The following is a 20,459-nucleotide window of genomic DNA, read 5'->3' as shown; positions in this document are numbered from 1 at the left end:
GCTCGCTCCTCAGGCCTACTCGGTGGCCTTGGCCGGTTGCCTGGCCACCAGCGTGGCGCCCAGACGCGGCACCTCGAAACCGTGGTCCAGGTCCAGCAGCGGGAACAGCAGGTCGGCCACCCGGCGGGCCTCGTCGATCAGCGGAAAGCCCGAAAGGATGAAGGCCGAGGTGCCCTGCTCTTCGTATTCACGAATGCGCTCGGCCACTTGCCGCGCGCTGCCCACCAGGTAGGTGCCGGCGGCGGGCCCGAGAATGTTGAACCCGAACAGGCTCGGGCCGAGCCAGACATTGGGGTAGATCTCCAGGTCCCGGGCCTTGGGCAGGCGGCCGGCGCGGATCGCCTCGACATTGCGCTGGATCTGCGGGTCGTCGCTGTGGAAGCTGTCCAGGGTTTCCCCCGGCGGCAACTGGCGTTCGATGGAAGCCCGGGCGGTCTGCAGCGAGGTGCGCTGCAGCAGTTTCTCGGCGTGGGCCCAGGCCTCCTCCTCGGTTTCCCGGACGATGATCTGCAGGCGCGTACCGAAGCTCAGCTCACGGCCGATCTTCGTCGCCTCGGCGGCCACCTTGCGGAATTTCTCGCCGAGTTTCGGCGGCGTGTCGGCAAAGCTCAGGTACACATCCAGCAACTGCACCGAATGGGCCACTCCCGGGCCGGAGGTGCCGGCGCCCCACAGCGGGATGCCGGGGCGTTGCCTCGGCGCGTGCCAGCCGCCTAGGGGATGGCCGGCCGCGGCCGGCGAGCGCGGCGCCAGCTTGACGTAGCGGCCGTCGTAGCCGTCGGTGTCCCCGGCATAGAAGCCCTGGAACGCCCGCCAGTACTCCAGGCTGAAGTCATAGCGCTCATCGTGGGGATAGTGCACCCCCAGGGTGGCCAGCCCGGCGTCACTGCCGTTGACCACGTTGAACAGCAGGCGGCCGTTGGAGAACTGATCGAAGGTCAGCGCCCATTTGGCCAGCACCGCCGGCGACAACTCCCCCGGGTGCTGTGCCACCAAAAAGCGCAAGCGCTGGGTGGCATCGATCAGCGCCGCCGAGACTGCCAGGCTTTCATTGGGGCTAGAACCCAGCAGCGAACCGTAGTAGCCCAGGCGATCGCTGGCCACCGCCAGTTGCTTGAGGTGCTGGAAATCGGTGTTCCAGCGCCCTTCCGGCTCCCAGGGATAGGGGCCGTCGGGGGTGGTGAGGTACCAGAGAATCTTAACTGCCATGTAGCTGTTCCTTGAATGATTGAAGCCTGTGCAGCCATCGCTGCCCCGCCCACCCCCACCGCGTAGGAGCCGGCTTGCTGGCGAAGAGGCCCTCAAGCCTTGTATCGCCCTTGCGGGCGCTTTCGCTGGCAAGCCAGCTCCTACAACAGCTCCGATAGCCGCAGCCAGGGGGCGGCAGGTCAGCTGCGACGGTCGATGGCGGGCACCAGGCCGAGCTCCGTGGCGCGCTCGTACAGGCCGCTCATCTTCCATTGCTGGGTCAGTACGCCTGGGCCATAAGGGCGGGAGCCACCCAGGGCGTCGGCCAGCAGTTGCAGTTGCGCGCCCTCTTCCAGCAACAGGATGAATTCCGCCGTGGCCCGCAGGCCCTGCTTGCCCCATACCGTGGAGCCGCCGTTGGCTTCGAGAATCGCCAGGTTGAAGGGGTTCTGGGCAATGCTGTCGAGGATGAAGTCCACCTCGGGCTGGCGCCGGTCGATGTACACCGGCAGCTCCCGGGCCAGCTGGTAGCGCTGCACCGGCACATAGTGGAACGGCAGCGTGCGGTGGGTCTGGGCCCAGGCGCCCAGGTACGGCGAGTGCACATGGGACACGGTGGTGATGTCGGCATGCTGCTGGAACAGCTTGGTATAGCGACCGAGGCCGCCCTTGCCCTGGCCCAGGATCACCTTGCCGGCAAAGTCGGTGACCGTGGCCTGCAACGGTTTGCGGTAGTTCCACGGGCCGCCGTAGTTCACCGAGACCAGCAGTTCCTGGCCCGGTACCCGCTCGATGAAGCCCACGGTGCCGTTGGCGGTGATGGTCTGGGTTTCGCGGAACACGGTGAACGCCTGTTCGGCCTCCAGCAGCACCTGATTGATGAAGGCCTGCAGTTCCTGGGTAATCGGGGTTTCGTTGATCAATACAGTCATGGCAATTCTCCGGGTTCAGGCGCGGCGCTGGGCCAGCAGTTCATGGGCGGCGTGCAAGGGACGTGGGTCGACCCAGTCGGCAATGGCGAAATCCCGTTCCAGGAAGCCATGGCGATAGAGGAAGTTTTTCTGGATATCGAGGAACTCCAGGCGCTGGGGCGACAGGTCCGGCGCCAGGGTGGTGTGGAAGTCGCCGCGGTAGGCCTCATTCACTCCGGCACTGCCGGCCCGGGTTTCCTCTTCCAGGATGGCGTTCAGGGCCGGCCGGTTGTGGGCCGCCCAGTCGGCGGCGCGCAGGGTCTGGGCGAGAAAGCGCACCACCAGGTCGAAGTGATTGTCCAAGAGGCTCTGGTGCACGGTGATCGGCCGTGGCGTGCCGTTGTTGATGCGGTAGCGCGGCTCGGCGATCAGGTCCAGGTCGATGCCCACCACCAGCCCCAGGCGCCGCGCGGCATCGGCGGCGGCAGCCCCCTTGACGTAGACCGCGTCCACCTCGCCGCGCACCAGGTAGTCCAGGCCGGACCACAGGCGCTGCAAACCTTCCTGGGGCGTCGCCGCACGCTCCTGGTCCTGCAGCGCCACTTCCACCAGCTCGACATCGTCGAAACCCAGGCCCGCCAGGCTCAGGGCGCCTTTGTAGCCGTGCAGGCTCATGGCCCGGGCGATGCTGCCCGGGCGGTTTTCGCCCCAGGCCGGGAGCGCCAGGCGCTTGCCCTTGAGGTGCTCGGGGCGGCTGATGCCGGAGTCCGGGCGCACCAGCAAGGTTTGCCATTCCTCGATCCAGGTCAGGCCGATCAGCCGGCTGGGGGAACCGGCGGCGCGGGCAGCCAGGGCCGGCACGTTGCCGCCCTCGCGAAACAGCCCGGGCAACTGATGATCGTAATGGTGATGGCCCAGTTGCCGGGCTTCCTGCAGGGTCGCGACCGGCAGGCCGTCGTCGGCAAACTCCTCGCTGAGCCAGCCCAGCTTGTAGGCGATCCCGGAAGCCGTGGGCACCGGGCAGCGGGTGAACCAGATCTGCTCCAGTTCAGGCTGGGCAGCGGACGTGGGCAATGTGGCGGCAAGCGTCATGAACGAGTTCCTGTGCAATGGCTGTTGCCAGGGCTATTGCAGCGCCCGTGCCAACCGGGCAAGGCCCCGGATTACGGGGCCGGGGCCGCTGCCCGCGAAACCGGCACCTCGCCGACTGCGGCCCGACCAGCAGCATTGCGCGGCGACTGCTGCTGTCGGAGCAACGGGCCGACGAGCATTGCTGCTGGAGCAGCAGCAGGCGTTTTGGCACCCATTGCGCACCCGCCCGCCAGCCTTGTCGCACAAGGCCTGCAACGGATTTTCAGCACACTGAAAAGGCCCTGGCGCAGAACTTGCTCAAGCCTCCTCAAACCCAGCCCTTTTTCGTAGGAGCTGGCTTGCCAGCGAAGGCGTCGCCAAGACCGGCGCAAGGTTCAAGGGCCCCTTCGCCGGCAAGCCGGCTCCTACGGATCAGGTCGATACACACGCCCCTGGGGGCAGATTTCTTCAGATAGAGGTACCAGCATGAGTAGCGTTCAAGCCCTTCCTGTCACTCCGGTCCGTGTCCTGGGCAGCGAGGCCGAAGCCATCGCCGTGGCCCGGGAAATCGCCACGGAAATCGCCGCCATCGCCGCCGACAGCCAGGCCAACGGCCAGTTGCCGCGGCGCCAGGCGCAGTTGCTGTCCGACAGCGGCCTGACCGCCATCGGTGTGCCCAAGGCCTTCGGTGGCCTGGGGGCCTCGGTGGCCACCATCGTCGAAACGGTGCGCCTGATCTCGGTGGCCGATGGCGGTGTGGGCCAGTTGCTGCAGATCCACAACGTGATGCTGCGGGGCATCTTCAACGGTTACCCGGATGCCGTGCGCGACCGCGTGGTCAGCGACGTGCTGGCCGGCAAGCGCCTGGGCAATGCCCTGGCGGAGGTCGGCGGCAAGAACAAGTTCGCCCTCAAGACCCGTATCGAGCGCCGCGCCGACGGCAAGCTGATCCTTAACGGCAGCAAGTTCTACTCAACCGGTTCCTACCTGGCCGAATGGATTTCCCTGACCGCCGCCAGCGAAGAAGGCGGCGCCGGGGTGCTGCTCAACCGCAACGCTCCGGGCCTGACCCTGGTGGACGACTGGCATGCCTTCGGCCAGCAGAATTCGGTCAGCGGCACGGTGCTGTTCGACAACATCGAACTGGACGAAGACTTTGTCTCGCCGCGCAAGGGCCCGATGAAACGCACCGGCCTGACCTTCCCGCAGATCCTCCATGCGGCCATCGACACCGGGATCGCCGCCGGAGCCCTGGGGGCCGCGGTGGACTACCTCAAGCAGCACGCCCGGCCCTGGGTGGAAAGCGGCGTCGACCACGCCAGCGAAGAGCCGCACATCATCAAGCAGATCGGTGAATACGCCGTGGCCCTGCGTGCTGCCGAATCCTTGCTGCGCGATGCCGCGCGGGTGTTCGACGAACACGAGCAGGACCCGGACAACAAGGAACTGCAGGACCAGCTGATCCTGTCCGTGGCCACCGCCCGGGCCCATTCCGACAGCGCCTCGCTGAAGATCTCCAGCGACATCTTCTCGCTGTTGGGGGCCAGTTCCTCCCTGAGCAAATGGAACCTCGACCGCTTCTGGCGCAATGCCCGGGTGCACACCACCCACGACCCGATCCGCTGGCGCCTGCACCACGTGGGCAACTACTACCTCAACGGCGTCGACCCGGGCGAATACACCGCGATCCTCAACGCCAAGGAGCAACAGGGCGCGACCCGCCCCGCGCCATAACCCCAACCACCGCCATCCCTCGTAGGAGCTGGCTTGCCAGCGAAAGCGTCCTCAAGACCGACACAAGGCTCGGGGGCCTCTTCGCCGGCAAGCCGGCTCCTACGGGGGTGGCCGATTTTTTGAACGAGCCCTGCATGATCGAAAAACACCCTCTTTTGCGCGCGCTGGCGATCTACCGGGAAGTGCCCTGGCGCTTCACCCTGGTGGCGCTGCTCTATGTCGCCGTCAACCTCGGGCTGGTCTGGCAGCAGTGGCTGATCGGCCATGCGGTCAACGATGTCAGCAGCGGGCAGGCGGTAAAGCACCTGGCCGACGGCAGCCTGGATGCCAGCCTGGGCTGGTACTGGCTGTGGCTGCTGCTGGCGGTGGCCCTGGGCCGCGGCCTGTTGCAGTACGCCGCCACGGTGTTGTCCCTGGTGCTCAGCCAGGAACTGCTGACCCGCCTGCGCGAGCGCATCCTGCAGCAGGTCCAGGGCCTGCACCTGGGCTACCACTGGCAGCACGGCATGGGTGAAATGATCACCCGCACCACCCGTGATGCAGACAAGGTCCGCGATGCCCTGATCAGCTTCTGGCGCCAGGTGGTGGAAACGCCCCTGGTGGTGCTGGCCACGGTCGGCCTGCTGGCCTGGTACAGCCCCTGGCTGGCGGTGGTGCCGCTGCTGCTCACCGCCTGCGGACTGTGGATCTTCGTGCGCCAGACCGAGCACCTGGTGAGCCTCGACCGCGCAGTGGGCGCTGCCTACGACCGGGTCAACCAGGACCTCAGCGAGGGCATCGGCGGGGTGCGGGTGATCAAGTCCTTCGCCCTGGAGCACAGCCGCATCCAGGGTTTTGCCGCCCAGGTCGGGCTGTTCGCCGAGCACGCGCGACGGGCCCTGGCCTATTCCAGTTCGCGTATCCCCCTGCCCCAGGCCGTGGTCGCCCTCAGCCACGTGTGGATCCTGGTCTACGGCGCTCATCAGGTGGCGGCCAGGCAGCTGGGGATCGGCGAGCTGGTCAGCGCCCTGCTGATCGTGACCACCCTGGTGTTTCGCATCGAAGGCATCGGCCGGGTGATGCAGACCTTCGCCGATGCCCGCTCCAGTGCCGAGCGCATCTGGCAGTTGCTGGACGAGCCGCTGCACATCCGCAGTGGCAACGCCCGGCTGCCCCAGGCGCCCCTGGGGTTGCGCCTGGAGGGGGTCAGCGTCAGCGCCCCCGGCGGTGGCCGGAAGATTCTCGATGACTGCTCCCTGAGCCTTGAGCCCGGCGAGGTGGTGGCCCTGGTGGGCGCCACCGGCACCGGCAAGAGCCTGTTGGCCAGCCTCCTGCCGCGCCTCACCGAGGCCGGTGCCGGCCGGGTGCTGCTGGGCTCGGAACTCAGCGGCTGGCAGGACGTGCGCGACCTGGACCTGCAACAGCTGCGGCGCCGGGTGCATGTGGTGCCCCAGGAAAGCTTCCTGTTTTCCGACACCCTGGCGGCCAACCTGCGCCTCACGGCCCCCGACGCCAGCCACCGGCAGCTGCGCCAGGGCCTGGCCCTGGCAGCCGCCGAAGACGTACTGGAACGCTTGCCCCAAGGGCTGGACAGCCGCCTCGGCGATCGCGGGGTCACCCTCTCCGGTGGCCAGCGCCAGCGCCTGAGCCTGGCCCGGGCGCTGCTGGGGGAGCCGGACATTCTCTGCCTCGACGACGCCACCAGCGCCCTGGACGCCATCAGCGAACGCCAGGTGCTGGACAACATCCGCCAGTTGCGCCGAGACCAGGGCCGGGCCACCACCTTGCTGGTGATCTCCAGCAAGCTCTCGACCATTCTCCTGGCGGACCGGGTGTTGCTGCTGCAGGACGGGCGAATCCGCGCCAGCGGCCGCCACGCCGAGCTGCTCAAGACCAACGCCCACTACCGCGACCTGCTGGGAGTCGACCATGGCTAATCCAATCGCCGGCAAGGCCCTGAGCGATATCGAAATCGAGGAAATGCTTGCCCGCCAGGCCCTGGACCGCAGCATGCTGTCGCGCCTGCTGCCCCTGCTGCGGCCGATCCGCGGCCCGATCCTGACGGTGATCGGGATCGAGTTGCTGCTGGTGTTCACGGTGTTCCTGCGGCCCTGGTTCGTGCGCGAACTGCTGGACCGCGGGCTGGTCCCGGACCAGGGTCACTGGCTGCTGGACGAGTCCCTGGTGCTGTGGCTGGGCCTGGGGCTGGCGGCCAGCTGGCTGGGGCGCTTCGTCCTGGCCGGGCTGTCGCAGTTCGTCGCCGGCAGCGCGGCGATCCGGGTGCTCAACGACCTGCGGGTCAAGGTCTTTGCCCATATCCAGGCCCTGAGCGTCAGCTACTTCGACCAGACCCGCGCCGGGCGCATCATTTCCCGCGCCGACCGCGACGTCGACAGCCTGGAACCGCTGCTGATCCAGGGTCCGCCGGAGCTGCTGGGGGCCCTGCTGCGCTGCGGCCTGGCGGCGCTGATGCTGTGGCGCATCGACCCGCGCTTCTTCCTCAGCCTGGCGGCCACGGTGCCGCTGCTGGCGCTGGCGACCTGGGGCTTCAAGCGCATCTCCCAGCGCAACTGGGCCAGAGTCGCGGAGAACCGCAGCCGCTTCACCGCGCACCTGGTGGAAAGCGTCAGCGGCGCGCGCATGCTCCAGCAATGCGGGCAGCAGGAACCCAACCTGCAGCGCTATCGCGGCCTGCTGGATGACTTCAACCAGGCGCTGATCCGCGGCAGCCTGCGCTCCAGCTGGTTCGCCCCATTCACCGCGCTGCTCAGCACCGCCGGCATGGCCGCGCTGCTGCTGGTGGGCGGCTATGGGCTGGCCGATAACCAGATCAGCGTTGGCCAGATGGCGGAAAGCCTGTTCTACGTGTTTCTGTTTCTGGGCCCGTTGCAGGAACTCTCTGACCTGTTCGAACGCTACGCCACCGGCTCGGCCTCGGCGCAGCGGATCTTTCTGCTGCTGGACACCCGGCCCCAGGTCCTCGACCCGGCCCAGCCCCAGCGCATGCAGCGGGCCCGGGGCGAGGTCGGTTTCGAACAGGTGCGGTTCGCCTACGACCCCAGGAGCAAAAACGCGGTGATCCAGAACCTGGACCTGCAGATCAAGGCCGGCGAAGTGCTGGCGATTGTCGGCCCCTCGGGCCATGGCAAAAGTACCCTGGTGCAGTTGCTGACCCGTTTCTACGACGTTCAGGGCGGCGCCGTGACGCTCGACGGCGTGGACATCCGGCACCTGGCTCAGCACGACCTGCGCCGGGCCGTGGGCGTGGTGCTGCAGGACAATGTGCTGTTCAGCGGCACTATCCTCGACAACCTGCGCCTGGCAGCCCCCGGCGCCGATGATGCAACGCTGATTGCCGCGGCCCGGGAGCTGGGGGCCGACGAGGTGCTGGAACGCCTGCCCCACCAGTACCACAGCGAGGTCGGCCCCCTGGGTGGACACCTGAGCCATGGCCAGCGGCAACTGGTGTGCCTGGTACGGGCCTACCTGGCCAACCCGGCGGTGCTGGTACTGGACGAAGCCACCTCGGCGGTGGACATCCACACCGAGCGGCGCATCCAGCGCGCCCTGCGCCGGCTGTGCCAGGGGCGCACGGCGATCATCATCGCCCACCGCCTGGCGACCATCCGCGACGCCGACCGGATCGCGGTGATCCGCCACGGCCAACTGGTGGAACAGGGACCGCATCAGCAGTTGATCCGGCAGAGCGGCGCCTATGCGGCGTTGTACCAGGCCTATCTGCGTAGCGCCGACCAACCCGGCGGCGCAAACCCCGCGGCCCCTTTCGCCGGCAAGCCGGCTCCTGCAACAGCACCGCCGATATCGCGCCAGCTGTAGGCACTGGCTTACCAGCGAAGGCGCCCGCAAGGACAGCACAAGGCTCAAGGGCCTGTTCGCCGGCAAGCCGGCTCCTACAACAGCACCGCCGGTATCGCGCCAGCTGTAGGCGCTGGCTTGCCAGCGAAGGCGTCCGCAAGGACAGCACAAGGCTCAAGGGCCTGTTCGCCGGCAAGGAGGCACTGGGTTGTTGCGCGCTCAGCAGCGGTTGCTGCCGGGGTGCTGCTACAGCAGCACCAGGGCCCTGCGCTAGGCCGGCTGAAGCCCCCGAACCCCCGCCATGGTGGGCTGCGACGGCCATGGCATGGCCGTTGCAATTACCCCCTGACAGGCGTCTTCGCACCCGCGCGGCGCAACGGGTTACTGAATCAGGAGCACCCATGAGCACTGAATTTTTCTGGCGCCTGCCGCTGGGCACCGACGGCCCGCAGTTGAGCACCGACAAGCACAATCGCGGCAACCCCCACCCCCGTGCCGGGCATATCGCCCCCGGGCGCCTGGCCAACGGCGAGCCCGACGGTTTCACCTACATCGACTACATCGCCCAGGTGGCCAAGGCCGCCGAGCTGGCGGGCTTCGAAGGCGCCCTGCTGCCTACCGGCCCCGAGCCCTGGGTGGTGGCCGCGGCCCTGGCCCGGGAAACCCGGCGCATCCGCTTTCTGATCGCCTTCCAGGCCACCTGGACCCTGCCGGCCTACGCCGCCCAACAAGCGGCGATCCTGCAGAACCTCAGCCACGGCCGCCTGGACTGGAACATCATCACCGGCGGCAACCCGGTCAGCCAGCGAGCCAATGGCGATTACCTGGACCACGACCGGCGCTACCAGCGCACCGGCGAGTTCCTCGACATCATCCAGGGCCTGTGGCAGAACGAACGCTTCTCCTATGACGGCGATATCTACCAACTGGAGAACGGCGCCCTGCCCCCGGGCCTGCAGCAGGAACGCAAGCCGGGGGTGTATTTTTCCGGTTTCTCCGATGCGGCCCTGGACGTGGCGGCGCGGCACGCCGACGTCTACCTCAACTGGGCCGAGCCCATCGACCAGCTCAAGCCCCACATCGAGCGAGTTCGCGAGCTGGCGGACAAACAGGGGCGCACGGTGCGCTTCGGCCTGCGGGTCGATCTGTTCGCCCGGGAAACCGAAGAGCAGGCCTGGGCCGACCTGCGCCGCCAGTTCGACAAGCTCGAAGGCAAGGGCAGCCTGATCGCCAAGAACTTCACCAGCGGCTCGGATTCGGTGGGCGCTGCGCGGCAGACCGCCTACCACCAGAACGTCGACCGCTTCGACGACCTGATCCTCGGCCCCAACCTCTGGGCCGGCTTCGCCAAGGCCAAGCCGGGGCCCACCGTGGGCCTGGTGGGCAGCCACCAGAACGTTGCCGAGCGCCTGGCGGAGTACCGCGATGCCGGTTTCTCCACCTTCATCCTGGCGGGCAACCCGCACCTGGAAGAAGCCCTGCGCATCGGCCAGGAAGTCCTGCCCCTGGTGCAGCAACGCCCCGTCGCCCAGGCGACGCCGCTACAGGCCCGCGCCTGAGCCTATAAGGAGCCCGTTCATGTCCCATCCTCTGGATACCCTCTGGTACACCCGCTGCCCGGTCCCCACGGGCCTGGGCATTGCCGTGCAGAAAGGCTGGCTGCAAGAGAGCCTCGGCGCCCTCGGCACCCAGGTGCAGTCGCTGCGCGAGTCCAGCGACCAGGCCGTGCGCGAGTCGCACTTCGATCACAGCCTGCGCAACTCGGTGCGCCACGGCGGCAGCATCCCGGCCCTCTGGGCCCGGGCCCAGGGCCGGGAAACCCGGCTGATCGGCCTGTCCTGGGCCGATGAGGTGCAACTGATCCTGACCCGTGCCGACAGCGGCATCCACCGCATCAAGGAGCTCAAGGGCCGACGCTTCGGCCTGCCGGACTGGGCCGGCGCACAGATCGACTTCACCCGCGCCCAGGCCCTGCGCGGCCTGGAAAACGCCCTGGGCCTGGACGGCCTGCAAGTGGGCGACCTGCAACTGGTGAACTACCGCTACGGCGGCACCTTCAGCGACCCCCAGGTGCAGACCCTGGCCGACACCCCGGTCAGCGCCCAGCCCAGCAGCGGACGCAACCTGGAACTGCAGGGCCTGCTGCGAGGCGAAGTCGACGCGATCTTCCTCAAGGGCGCCAGCGCCGCCCGCCATGCCCACGAGTTCGGCCTGCGTACCCTGATCGACACCGGCGCCCACCCCGACCCGCTGATCCGCTGCAACAACGGCACACCGCGCACCCTGACGGTGGACAGTCATCTGCTGGAGCAGCACTTGGACGTCGCCACCGGGATTCTCGGCGCGGTGCTGCGGGCCGAAGACTGGGCCCGCCACCACCCGGAAGACACCCGCCGCTACCTGGCCCGGGAAACCAACAGCAGCGAGTACTGGATCAGCGCCGCCTATGGCGAGGATGCCCACCTGCGCCTGCGCACCGGCCTGGAAGAACAGGCCATCGACGCGCTGCAGGATTTCAGCGCCTTCCTGCGGCGCTGGCGCTTCATCCCGCAGCAGGTGGATGTGCGCCAATGGATCGACCGCCGGCCGCTGGATGCGCTGCTGGCTACCCCTACCGCTCTGGCCGGCTGACCGCGCCAGGTTTCATGGATTCGAACTGAAGACCCTTATGAGCAAATCACTCGATACCCTCTGGTACACCCACAGCCCGGTGCCCACCGGGCTCGGCATCGCGGTACAGTCCGGACGCCTGGCAGAGGCCTTCCTGCCGTTCGGCACCAATATCCAGTCCCTGCGCGAATCCAGCGAACGCGAAGTGCGCGAGGCCCACTACGACCACCACCTGCAGAACTCGGTGCGCCACGGCGGCAACATCCCGGCCATCTGGGCCTACTCCAGCGGCGTGCAGACCCGGGTCCTGGGCTTGTCCTGGAGCGACGAGGTGCAGTTGATCCTGACCACCGCCGAAAGCGGCGTGAAGAGCATCCGCGACTTGAAGAACCGGCGCTTCGGCCTGCCCAAGTGGGCCAACGTGCAGATCGACTTCACCCGGGCCCAGGCCCTGCGCGGCCTGGAGAACGCCCTCAGGCTCGAAGGCCTGGAAGTGGCCGACGTGGAACTGGTGGACTACCCCTACGGCGGCACCTACAGCGATGAGCAGAAGCAGCACCTGTACGGTTCCGAAGTGAGCCTTGGGGTGACCCGCTTCAGCCGGCGCAACAACGAACTGATCGGCCTGCTGCGGGGCGATATCGACGCGATCTTCCTCAAGGGCGCCCACGCCGTGCACCTGGCCAACGAGTTCGGCCTGCAGGTGGTTGTGGACACCGGCTCCCACCCCGACCCGCTGATCCGCTCCAACAACGGCACCCCGCGTACCCTGACCGTGGACACCCACCTGCTGCGCGAGCACTTCGACGCCAGCGTGAAGATCGTCGACACCGTATTGCGCACCGAACAATGGGCCTGGGCCAACCCCGAGGAAACCCGGCGCTTCCTGGCCCGGGAACTGAACACCAGCGAGTACTGGGTGGCGGCCGCCTATGGCGAGGATGCCCACCGACGCCTGCGCACCACCCTGGATGCGCGATCCATCGAGGCCTTGCAGGACTTCACCGATTTCCTGCATCGCTGGCAGTTCATTCCACGGCGTTTCGACGTGCGCGAGTGGATCGACTTCAGTGTGCTGGAGACGGTCATCGGCTCCACCTCCCGCGTGGCGGTATAACCCCACGAACGACGGTGGAACCCGTAGGAGCTGGCTTGCCAGCGAAGGCGCCAGCCCAGGCGATGCATGCCTCACGGGCCTCTTCGCCGGCAAGCCGGCTCCTACATAAGCAGGTACACCGCATCCCTGCGTAGGAGCTGGCTTGCCAGCGAAGGCGTCAGCCCAGGCGATGCATGTCTCGCGGGCCTCTTCGCCGGCAAGCCGGCTCCTACGGGCTGGGGGGCCGGTGCTGGCGCAGCAACAGTCCAGCGGGCAATCGGTGCTGCTCCAGCAGCACCAGCCAAGCAACTTCTGCTGAATCCTGCGCAGGATGTTTTAAACCTCTGGCCCGCAACTTTTCACGCCTGCCAAACACCCCTCTAAAACACTCAGACCAATTAAAAATAAACCTTGTTTTTCAATGAGTTGATCAAACTAACGCTTACCCATAAAACCCACTAAGCCTCTTGGCACGTTCTCTGCTCTAGCCCTCTTAGCGAAACTTTAAATGGGGGAGTTCAACATGCATAAGCTTAATCCGATCACCAAGAGTCTATGGCTGGCACTGGCGCTCACCGGGGGCACATTCAGCCAGGACCTGCTGGCCGCCGAAACCACAGGCACCGACACCACCGGGAACAGCAGCGAACCCGCCCTGAAGACCGTCACCGTCACCGCCCAGCACCGGGAGGAAACCCTGCAAGAGGTTCCGGTGGCGGTGTCCGCCGTACAGGGCACCAGCCTGGTGACCGACGGGGTGCGCAACATGGGCGACATCACCACCTTCATCCCCAACGCCTCGGCCAAGAACCCCGACGGCGACGGCCGCCCACGCTGGTACATCCGCGGCCTGGGCACGGGCGACACCGGGGCGGCCACGGTGTTCCCGGTGGGCATCTATGCCGATGACGTCTACCTCAACGCGCCCATCGCCGGCGGCGGGCCGCTGTTCGACCTGGAGCGCATCGAGATCCTGCGCGGGCCCCAGGGCACCCTGTACGGCAAGAACACCACTGCCGGTGCGGTCAATGTGATTTCCAAGAAGCCGACCTTCGACACCGACGGCTACGGCACCCTGGGCATCGGCAGCAAGAGCGAGCGCATCCTCAATGGCGCCATCGGCGGTGCCCTGGTGGATGACAGGCTGGCGGCGCGGCTGTCGCTGTATTCGGAAGAACGCGACGGCTTCCAGAAGAACCTCACCGACGACCATACCTACGGCGACGTCGACAAGAAGGCCGTGCGCCTGCAGTTCCTGGCCAGGCTCAACCCGGACCTGGACGCCCTGCTGAAGATCCACGCCCGGGAATACAAGGGCGACGGCAGCAACGGCTCGCTGCCGGTGGGCCGCTACTACAACGTCGGCTACCAGCGGCCCGACGGACGCAACATCGCCCTCAACGTCAACGAGGATGCCAAGCTCGATCACGACGGTACGTCCCTGACCCTGAACTGGCGCCTGGGGGACTACACCCTGACCTCCATCAGCGCCTACGACTACATTCGCGGGCAGTCCACCAGCGATGCCGACTACACCCCCTACGACGTCAACGGCGCGGCCATCAGCGACAACCGCTACAACCAGTACTCCCAGGAACTGCGCCTGGCCTCGCCGCAGCAGGAAACCCTGCGCTGGCTGGCAGGGGTGCACTACTTCCATGAGGACCTGGACAGCTCGGCCAAGCGCCTCATCACCCCGGGCCCCACGCCCAACGGCACCGGCTCCAACCAGACCGGCGGCGCCACCGACTTTCGCGACCTCAACTACCAGCACACCACCGACAGCTACGCGCTGTTCGGCAACCTGACCTACGACTTCACCGACAACTTCACCGTGACCGGCGGCCTGCGCTGGACCCAGGAAAAGAAAGACATCGACCTGGACCTGACCCAGCTCACCCGCGCCACCGCCAACGGCCCGCTGATCCCCCTGGGCGCCGCCGGCAGCAACGGCAGCCGCGACGAGAGCAAGACCTGGGAAGCCTGGACCTACGATCTGACCCCGGAATACCGGATCAACGACAACGTCCGGGTGTTCTTGCGCTACGCCCACGGTTTCCGTTCCGGGGGCTTCAATACCGGGCTGTCCACCAGCCTGGCGCAGTTGACCACGGTGGACCCGGAGAAACTCGACGCCTACGAGATCGGCCTCAAGTCGGAATGGTTCAACCATCGCCTGACCGCCAACGCCAACGTCTTCTACTACGACTACTCGGACATCCAGGTGAACCTGCTGACGGTCAACAACGGCGTGCTCACCACCGCCCTGACCAACGGCGCCAAGGGTAAGGTCAAGGGCGCGGAACTGGAGCTCGAAGGCCAGCCCACCGACTATCTGCACCTGCGGGCGGCGATCTCGTTCCTGGATACCGAGTACACCGACTTCAAGAACACCAACCCCAACACCGGCGCGGTCACCGGCGACTATAGCGGCAACAGTTTCGTGCGCTCGCCGCGCAACGTGGTGTCCCTGGGGGCCGACTACACCATTCCCCTGGAGATTGGCGGCAAGCTGGTGGCCGGCGGCGACGTGAGTTTCCGCGACAAGGAATACTTCCTCGCCGACCGCCAGAGCAGCGCCGACAAGACCCTGAGCCAGCCCCACTACACCCTGGCCAACACCCGCCTGACCTGGTTCAGCCCGGATGAAAAGCTCAGCGTCACCGGCTTCGTCAACAACCTCACCGACCGCCGCTACCAGGTCCATGGCCGGCCCAACGGCACGCTGGGGCAATACGTCATCACCTACGGCGACCCGCGCACCGTGGGCCTGAGCGTCACCAGCCGCTTCTGACGCCCGCGGCAGGCCACCCGAACCCTGATTTCCGGGCCGCCGGTATCGCCCACCACCGCACCCACCCTGTAGGAGCCGGCTTGCCGGCGAAGAGGCCCGCAAGCCTTGCGCCGTCCATGACGACGCCTTCGCTGGCAAGCCAGCGCCTACAGGGCCGGTTGGTGTCATCCATTTCAGAAGGAATCCGCAGATGTTCCATCGCAATCCGTTGGCCGGCGCCGTGGCGCTGGTCGTCGGCAGCCTTGCCGTGCCCGCGTTCGCTGCCCAGACCTCAAGCAATGCCCCCGGCGCCAGCGCCGATCACCTGGACACCGTAGTGGTGCTGGGCACCCGCCGCAGTGACGTCACAGCTCTGGAAAGCGCCGCACCGGTGGACGTGCTGTCCGCCCAGCAGTTGCAGCAGACCGGGGCCAGCGACCTGTCCGGCGCCCTCACCGCCCTCTCGCCTTCGTTCAGCTACCCGCAGTCGCCCCAGGGCGCCTTCGCCGGCTCCATCGCCCAGGGTGCTTCCCTGCGCGGCCTGGCGTCAGACCAGGTGCTGGTGCTGGTCAATGGCAAGCGCCGCCACACCAGCGCCAACGTCACCCGCCAGAGCCTGGTCAACGGCCGGGGCGCCGCCGCGGTGGACCTGAGCCTGATCCCCCTGAGCGCCATCGAGCGAGTGGAGATCCTGCGCGACGGCGCCGCCGCCCAGTACGGCTCCGACGCCATCGCCGGGGTGATCAATATCGTGCTCAAGGAAAAGGACGACGGCGGCAACGTCGGCTATCGCTTCGGCGGCTACGACAAGGGCGATGGCCTGCAACGCAAGCTCAGCGGCTGGAAGGGCTTGAGCCTGCCCAACGACGGCTTTTTGACCCTGAGCTTCGATGCCGGCAGCCAGGACCCGGCCAGTGACACCAACCCCGACAACCGGATCTTCTACCCCGGCTCCACCAGCACCCAGACGCCGCGGGAGCAGAACAACCGCTACCGCACCTGGCGCTGGGGGTCGGGCAACGTCTCGGACCAGTACAACTTTGCCGCCAACAGCGAGTTCGGCCTGGGCGAGGGGCTGACCGCCTACGGTTTTGCCACCTACTCCCACAAGAACACCGACGCCGAAGGCTTCTTCGACCCGCCCACCACCTTGCGCAACAACTACGGCAGCGACGCCCTGCAACGCTACCCCGACGGCCGCCTGCCGATCACCCGCTACTCGCTGGAGGACTATGCCCTGACCGGAGGCCTGCGTTACGAGGACGAGCGCCTGGGCAAGTTCGACCTGGCGCTGAACCACGGTGACAACAGCCTGAAATCCGCCGACCGCAACGCCATCAACCCCAGCTGGGGCGAGGCCAGCCCGGCGAAGATCTACACCGGCAAGCGCGAGGCCGACCAGACCAACCTGACCCTGGACTGGGTACGGGACTTCCCCACCGACCTGCTGTTCAAGCCCCTGACCCTGTCGGCGGGCCTGGCCTGGCGCCAGGAGAACTACGAACTCAGCGCCGGCGAGGCCGCGGGCTGGCAGAACGGGCCGCTGTTCAATACCGTCGACCCGGTCACCGGGAGGCGCATTCCCGGCTACTACTCGGGCATTACCCAAGTCGACGCCGCGTCCCTTGAGCGCAAGGTCTGGGGCGCCTATATCGACGTCGAAGGCCAGGTCACCGAGAAATTCCAGGCCGGGGTGGCGGTGCGCACCGAGCACTACTCGGATTTTGGCGACACCACCAACGGCAAGCTGTCGCTGCGTTACGACTTCACCCCGCAGCTCGCCGCGCGGGCCACCGCCAGCACCGGCTACCGGGCGCCGTCCCTGGTGCAGAGCGGGTTGTCCTCGTTCAGCGTGCAAGTGGTGGAGCAACCGCCGGGCAGCGGCAACTACGTCGAGGTGCAGCAACGCACCCTGCGCGCCGACAGCCCGGAAGCCAAGCTGCTGGGGGGCAAGGCGCTGAAGCCCGAGGAGTCCACCAACTACTCCCTGGGCCTGGTCTGGCGGCCCCTGGCCAACGCCTCGGTGACCCTGGATGCGTACCGGATCAACATCGACAACCGCATCACCCTGTCCGACCAGTTGCCGGCCTCGGTGGTCACGCCGATCTTTGCCGGCACCCCTTACGCCAACATCCAGAGCGCAGCCTTCTACACCAACGTCGCCGACACCCGCACCGATGGCGTCGAGCTGACCGGCAACTACCAACTGGACCTGCAGCAATGGGGGCGCCTGAACCTGTCCAGCGGCTACAGCCAGAACAACACCCGGATCACCGCCCTGCGGGACGTGGGCGACATCGCCGGCTCGCAGATCGTCGGCCGCACCACCCAGGGCCTGATCGAGGACGGCACGCCGAAGAACAAGCTGACCCTGAGCGCCAACTGGCTGTACGACAGCTGGGGCCTGACCCTGGCACAACGCAGGTACGGGCAATGGAAGAGCCTCAACGCCAGCAACCCGACCCTGGACCAGACCTTCAGCGCGCAATGGGTCACTGACCTGGACATTTCCTACAGCTTCGATAAGTCGCTGAAGCTGTCCGTGGGGGCTATCAACCTGTTCGATACCCACCCGGACAAGGCATCCGGGGCGCAGTTGTATGGCGTGCCGAAATACTCCATCACCAGCCCCGAGGGCGCCCAGGGCGCGTTCTACTACACCAGCGTCAGTTACGACTTCTGAGGCCGGATTGCTGCCGGGGTGTTGCCCTGGCAGCAGTGGCTGCTGCCCAGGCATCAGTTTCGCTGGCACGCCAGCGCCCACAACCCACCCACACGCCGCTCCTCCCGTAGGAGCCGGCTTGCCGGCGAACAGGCCGCAAGCCTTGCATCGCCCTTGCGGACGCCTTCGCTGGCAAGCCAGCTCCTACGAGCGCGCGATGGCACAGGTCTTGCGATAGGCATCGGGTACTTCGCCAATATAAGAACCGCCATGGCTCATTCCTTGCGCTGCACGCTCACCACCCTGACCTGGCTGGTCTCGCCCCTGGCCCTGTTGCTGCTCTGGACCCTGGTGGCCCAGGCCGGGATCTTCCCGCGCAACCTGCTGGTACCGCCGGCCCAGGTGCTGCACACCTTCGAAACCCTGCTGGCCAGCGGCGAGTTGCTGGAGCATTTGCACAACAGCCTGTCGCGCCTGGGCCTGGGCTTTGCCCTGGGGGCCCTTGGCGGCCTGGTGTTCGGGGTGCTGATGGCCCTGTCCAAGACCGTCGAGGCGTACTGCGCGCCGCTGTTCCATACCCTGCGGCAGATCCCCAGCATCGCCCTGATCCCGATGTTCGTGCTGCTGTTGGGTATCGATGAAACCTTCAAGATCGTCATCGTCGCCAAGACTGCGTTCTTCCCCGTGGCCCTGGCCGCCAGCGAGGGGGTCAAGGCCATTCCCCGCAGTTACTTCGAGGTGGCCGACGTCTACCGCCTGCGCTGGCCGACCCTGGTGCGCCAGATCGCCCTGCCCGCCGCGGCACCACCGATCATCACCGGCCTGCGCATCGGCCTGACCCGCTGCTGGGTGGTGCTGGTGGCCACCGAGCTGCTGGCCGCCGACAGCGGCCTGGGGCAGATGATCGAGATGGCCCGGCAGATGCTGCGCATCGATGTGGTGATGGTGGGGATAGTGGTCACCGGCGTGATCGGCTTTGTCCTGGACTTCTCCTTCCGCCGCCTGGAACAGCGCGTGCTGCGCTGGCAAACCCGCTAGGAGCCCTGCATGACGACTCTACTGGCCAAGTTTCGCGGCCTGCTGCTGCCCCTGCTGCTGATCGGCGGCTGGGAATACCTGTCCCGCCAGGACGCCGCCGGGGCCTACGCCTTCGTGCCGCTCTCCACCATCGCCAGCGCCTTGCTGGAGCTGCTGGGCAACGGCGAGTTGCCGGTCAACCTGCTGGCCAGCCTGGGCCGGGCCAGCGGCGGCCTGCTGCTGGGCACCCTGGCCGGGGTCATGCTGGGAGCCCTGATGGCCCTCTCGACCCTGGCCAACCGCCTGATCGGCCCGCTGTTCCATTCGATCCGCCAGGTGCCGATGCTCGGCTGGATTCCGCTGATTGCCATGTGGTTCGGCAACGGTGAGTTTTCCAAGATGCTGATCGTCAGCCTCGCGGCCTTCTACCCCATGGTGCTCAACACCTACCAGGGCTTTTGCCAGGTGGAACGGCGCTACCGCGAGGTCGGCCAGGTGCTGGTGCTAAACCCGGCGCAGCGGCTGCGGCACATCCTGCTGCCGGCGGCCCTGCCGAGCATTGCCACCGGCCTGTTGCAGGCCCTGGCCTTTGCCTGGGTGACAGCGGTGGGCAGCGAGCTGTTCCTGTCCTCCGGGGCCGGCCTGGGCAACCTGATGATGAACGCCGAAGCCGGCTCACGCATGGAAGTGATAGTGCTCTGCGTGCTGTGCATCGGCCTGTGCGGCTACCTGATGACATTGCTGCTGACCCTTTTGAGCCGCCGCCTGCTGCGCTGGCGCCCTACCCGTTAAGGCCTCCCCATGAATGCGATCGCCCAACACGCCCCGCTCCCCACTCATCTCCTCGCCCGGACCGGGGCCCTGCAGCTGCGCGGCCTGAACAAGAGCTACCGGATCCAGGGCCAGGCCCTGCCGGTGCTGCAAGGCATCGACCTGGACGTCCAGCCCGGGGAGTTCGTCAGCATTGTCGGTGCCAGCGGCTGCGGCAAATCCACCCTGCTGCGGCTGATCGTCGGCCTGGAGGGTGACTATCAGGGGCAGATGCTGCTGGACGGCAAGCCAGTGACCGGCACCAGCCTGGAACGGGGCATCGTGTTCCAGGACCATCGGCTGTTTCCCTGGATGACCCTGGCCCAGAACATCGCCCTGGCACTGAAGAACCACCCCTTGTCCGAAGCCGAGAAACAGCGCCGGGTGGCCGAGCATATCGCCCTGGTCAACCTGCAAGGCTTCGAGCAGGCCTACCCCCATCAGCTCTCCGGCGGCATGGCCCAGCGCGGCGCCATTGCCCGGGCGCTGATCAACCAGCCCAAGGTGCTGTTGCTGGACGAACCCCTGGGGGCGCTGGATGCCCTGACCCGGGTGCGCCTGCAGCACGAACTGCAACGTATCTGGGTGCAGCAGCGCTGCACGGTGATCATGGTCACCCATGACATTGAAGAAGCCCTGTACCTGGGGGACCGGGTAATCGTGATGGACGCGCATCCGGGGCGGATCAAGCATGAGATCCGCGTCGACCTGCCCCATCCCCGGGACCGCTCTTCACCCGTGTTGCAAGGCTACAAAGAGCAGTTGCTGGAGGAACTGGTGGGGCATTGATCG

General features: G+C 67.0%; 14 protein-coding genes. 11 read left to right on the top strand and 3 right to left on the bottom strand.

Annotation, left to right across the window (positions count from 1 at the left end):
* Positions 1 to 15: 15 nt before the first annotated feature.
* The 3 genes from M2395_RS05065 to M2395_RS05055 all read right to left on the bottom strand — a co-directional run bounded on the left by M2395_RS05065 (position 16) and on the right by M2395_RS05055 (position 3,191).
* Positions 16 to 1,209 carry an LLM class flavin-dependent oxidoreductase gene (locus M2395_RS05065; protein ID WP_123430719.1) on the bottom strand — a complete coding sequence of 398 codons (1,194 nt, stop codon included), beginning with the start codon at positions 1,207 to 1,209 and terminating at the stop codon, positions 16 to 18.
* 179 nt (positions 1,210 to 1,388) lie between these two features.
* Complete coding sequence (locus M2395_RS05060) at positions 1,389 to 2,120, bottom strand: class II aldolase/adducin family protein (protein WP_123430718.1); 732 nt, start codon at positions 2,118 to 2,120, stop codon at positions 1,389 to 1,391.
* A gap of 15 nt (positions 2,121 to 2,135) precedes the next feature.
* The gene (locus tag M2395_RS05055) at positions 2,136 to 3,191 is read right to left on the bottom strand and encodes an ABC transporter substrate-binding protein (protein WP_123430717.1); all 1,056 of its coding nucleotides are present in this window, start codon (positions 3,189 to 3,191) and stop codon (positions 2,136 to 2,138) included.
* Positions 3,192 to 3,656: 465 nt separating this feature from the next.
* Between M2395_RS05055 and M2395_RS05050 the strand changes: the two genes are divergently transcribed.
* From M2395_RS05050 to M2395_RS05000, 11 genes are all read left to right on the top strand, one after another.
* Positions 3,657 to 4,904, top strand: coding sequence for an acyl-CoA dehydrogenase family protein (locus tag M2395_RS05050; RefSeq protein ID WP_103291222.1), 1,248 nt, complete (start codon positions 3,657 to 3,659; stop codon positions 4,902 to 4,904).
* Between the two features lie 134 nt (positions 4,905 to 5,038).
* Positions 5,039 to 6,820 carry an ABC transporter ATP-binding protein gene (locus tag M2395_RS05045; protein WP_015635729.1) on the top strand — a complete coding sequence of 594 codons (1,782 nt, stop codon included), beginning with the start codon at positions 5,039 to 5,041 and terminating at the stop codon, positions 6,818 to 6,820.
* On the top strand, positions 6,813 to 8,720 hold the full coding sequence (locus tag M2395_RS05040) for an ABC transporter ATP-binding protein (RefSeq protein ID WP_077934179.1): 1,908 nt from the start codon (positions 6,813 to 6,815) through the stop codon (positions 8,718 to 8,720). The genes M2395_RS05045 and M2395_RS05040 overlap by 8 nt, the downstream gene beginning before the upstream one ends.
* Positions 8,721 to 9,100: 380 nt before the next feature.
* A complete protein-coding gene (locus tag M2395_RS05035) occupies positions 9,101 to 10,258 on the top strand; it encodes an LLM class flavin-dependent oxidoreductase (RefSeq protein ID WP_041118346.1) in 1,158 nt (385 codons plus the stop codon).
* A 19-nt stretch (positions 10,259 to 10,277) separates the two neighbouring features.
* Positions 10,278 to 11,330: an ABC transporter substrate-binding protein gene (locus tag M2395_RS05030; protein ID WP_123430716.1), complete on the top strand. Its 1,053-nt coding sequence runs from the start codon at positions 10,278 to 10,280 to the stop codon at positions 11,328 to 11,330.
* A 37-nt stretch (positions 11,331 to 11,367) separates the two neighbouring features.
* The gene (locus M2395_RS05025; RefSeq protein ID WP_011061460.1) at positions 11,368 to 12,426 is read left to right on the top strand and encodes an ABC transporter substrate-binding protein; all 1,059 of its coding nucleotides are present in this window, start codon (positions 11,368 to 11,370) and stop codon (positions 12,424 to 12,426) included.
* 502 nt (positions 12,427 to 12,928) lie between these two features.
* The gene (locus M2395_RS05020) at positions 12,929 to 15,199 is read left to right on the top strand and encodes a TonB-dependent receptor (protein WP_123430755.1); all 2,271 of its coding nucleotides are present in this window, start codon (positions 12,929 to 12,931) and stop codon (positions 15,197 to 15,199) included.
* Positions 15,200 to 15,389: 190 nt separating this feature from the next.
* The gene (locus tag M2395_RS05015; RefSeq protein WP_123430715.1) at positions 15,390 to 17,861 is read left to right on the top strand and encodes a TonB-dependent siderophore receptor; all 2,472 of its coding nucleotides are present in this window, start codon (positions 15,390 to 15,392) and stop codon (positions 17,859 to 17,861) included.
* A 249-nt stretch (positions 17,862 to 18,110) separates the two neighbouring features.
* Entirely contained in the window at positions 18,111 to 18,878 is a 768-nt protein-coding gene (locus M2395_RS05010) for an ABC transporter permease (protein ID WP_053158712.1), read from the top strand.
* A gap of 9 nt (positions 18,879 to 18,887) precedes the next feature.
* Positions 18,888 to 19,649, top strand: a complete 762-nt coding sequence (locus M2395_RS05005) for an ABC transporter permease (protein ID WP_015635737.1) — start codon at positions 18,888 to 18,890, stop codon at positions 19,647 to 19,649.
* 9 nt (positions 19,650 to 19,658) lie between these two features.
* Positions 19,659 to 20,456 carry an ABC transporter ATP-binding protein gene (locus tag M2395_RS05000; protein ID WP_123430714.1) on the top strand — a complete coding sequence of 266 codons (798 nt, stop codon included), beginning with the start codon at positions 19,659 to 19,661 and terminating at the stop codon, positions 20,454 to 20,456.
* Positions 20,457 to 20,459 lie beyond the last annotated feature (3 nt).

The organism is Pseudomonas sp. BIGb0176, from assembly GCF_024810175.1.
GTDB classification, from domain to species: Bacteria; Pseudomonadota; Gammaproteobacteria; order Pseudomonadales; family Pseudomonadaceae; genus Aquipseudomonas; species Aquipseudomonas protegens.
Note: the sequence above shows the minus strand (reverse complement) of the source record. Positions and strands in the feature narration are given on the sequence as shown.

Coding starts and splice junctions, on each gene's coding strand:
- M2395_RS05005 (WP_015635737.1), top strand. CDS start 18,888: ATGACGACTCTACTGGCCAAGTTTCGCGGCCTGCTGCTGCCCCTGCTG.
- M2395_RS05055 (WP_123430717.1), bottom strand. CDS start 3,191: ATGACGCTTGCCGCCACATTGCCCACGTCCGCTGCCCAGCCTGAACTG.
- M2395_RS05010 (WP_053158712.1), top strand. CDS start 18,111: ATGGCTCATTCCTTGCGCTGCACGCTCACCACCCTGACCTGGCTGGTC.
- M2395_RS05035 (WP_041118346.1), top strand. CDS start 9,101: ATGAGCACTGAATTTTTCTGGCGCCTGCCGCTGGGCACCGACGGCCCG.
- M2395_RS05045 (WP_015635729.1), top strand. CDS start 5,039: ATGATCGAAAAACACCCTCTTTTGCGCGCGCTGGCGATCTACCGGGAA.
- M2395_RS05015 (WP_123430715.1), top strand. CDS start 15,390: ATGTTCCATCGCAATCCGTTGGCCGGCGCCGTGGCGCTGGTCGTCGGC.
- M2395_RS05000 (WP_123430714.1), top strand. CDS start 19,659: ATGAATGCGATCGCCCAACACGCCCCGCTCCCCACTCATCTCCTCGCC.
- M2395_RS05020 (WP_123430755.1), top strand. CDS start 12,929: ATGCATAAGCTTAATCCGATCACCAAGAGTCTATGGCTGGCACTGGCG.
- M2395_RS05025 (WP_011061460.1), top strand. CDS start 11,368: ATGAGCAAATCACTCGATACCCTCTGGTACACCCACAGCCCGGTGCCC.
- M2395_RS05060 (WP_123430718.1), bottom strand. CDS start 2,120: ATGACTGTATTGATCAACGAAACCCCGATTACCCAGGAACTGCAGGCC.
- M2395_RS05040 (WP_077934179.1), top strand. CDS start 6,813: ATGGCTAATCCAATCGCCGGCAAGGCCCTGAGCGATATCGAAATCGAG.
- M2395_RS05065 (WP_123430719.1), bottom strand. CDS start 1,209: ATGGCAGTTAAGATTCTCTGGTACCTCACCACCCCCGACGGCCCCTAT.
- M2395_RS05030 (WP_123430716.1), top strand. CDS start 10,278: ATGTCCCATCCTCTGGATACCCTCTGGTACACCCGCTGCCCGGTCCCC.
- M2395_RS05050 (WP_103291222.1), top strand. CDS start 3,657: ATGAGTAGCGTTCAAGCCCTTCCTGTCACTCCGGTCCGTGTCCTGGGC.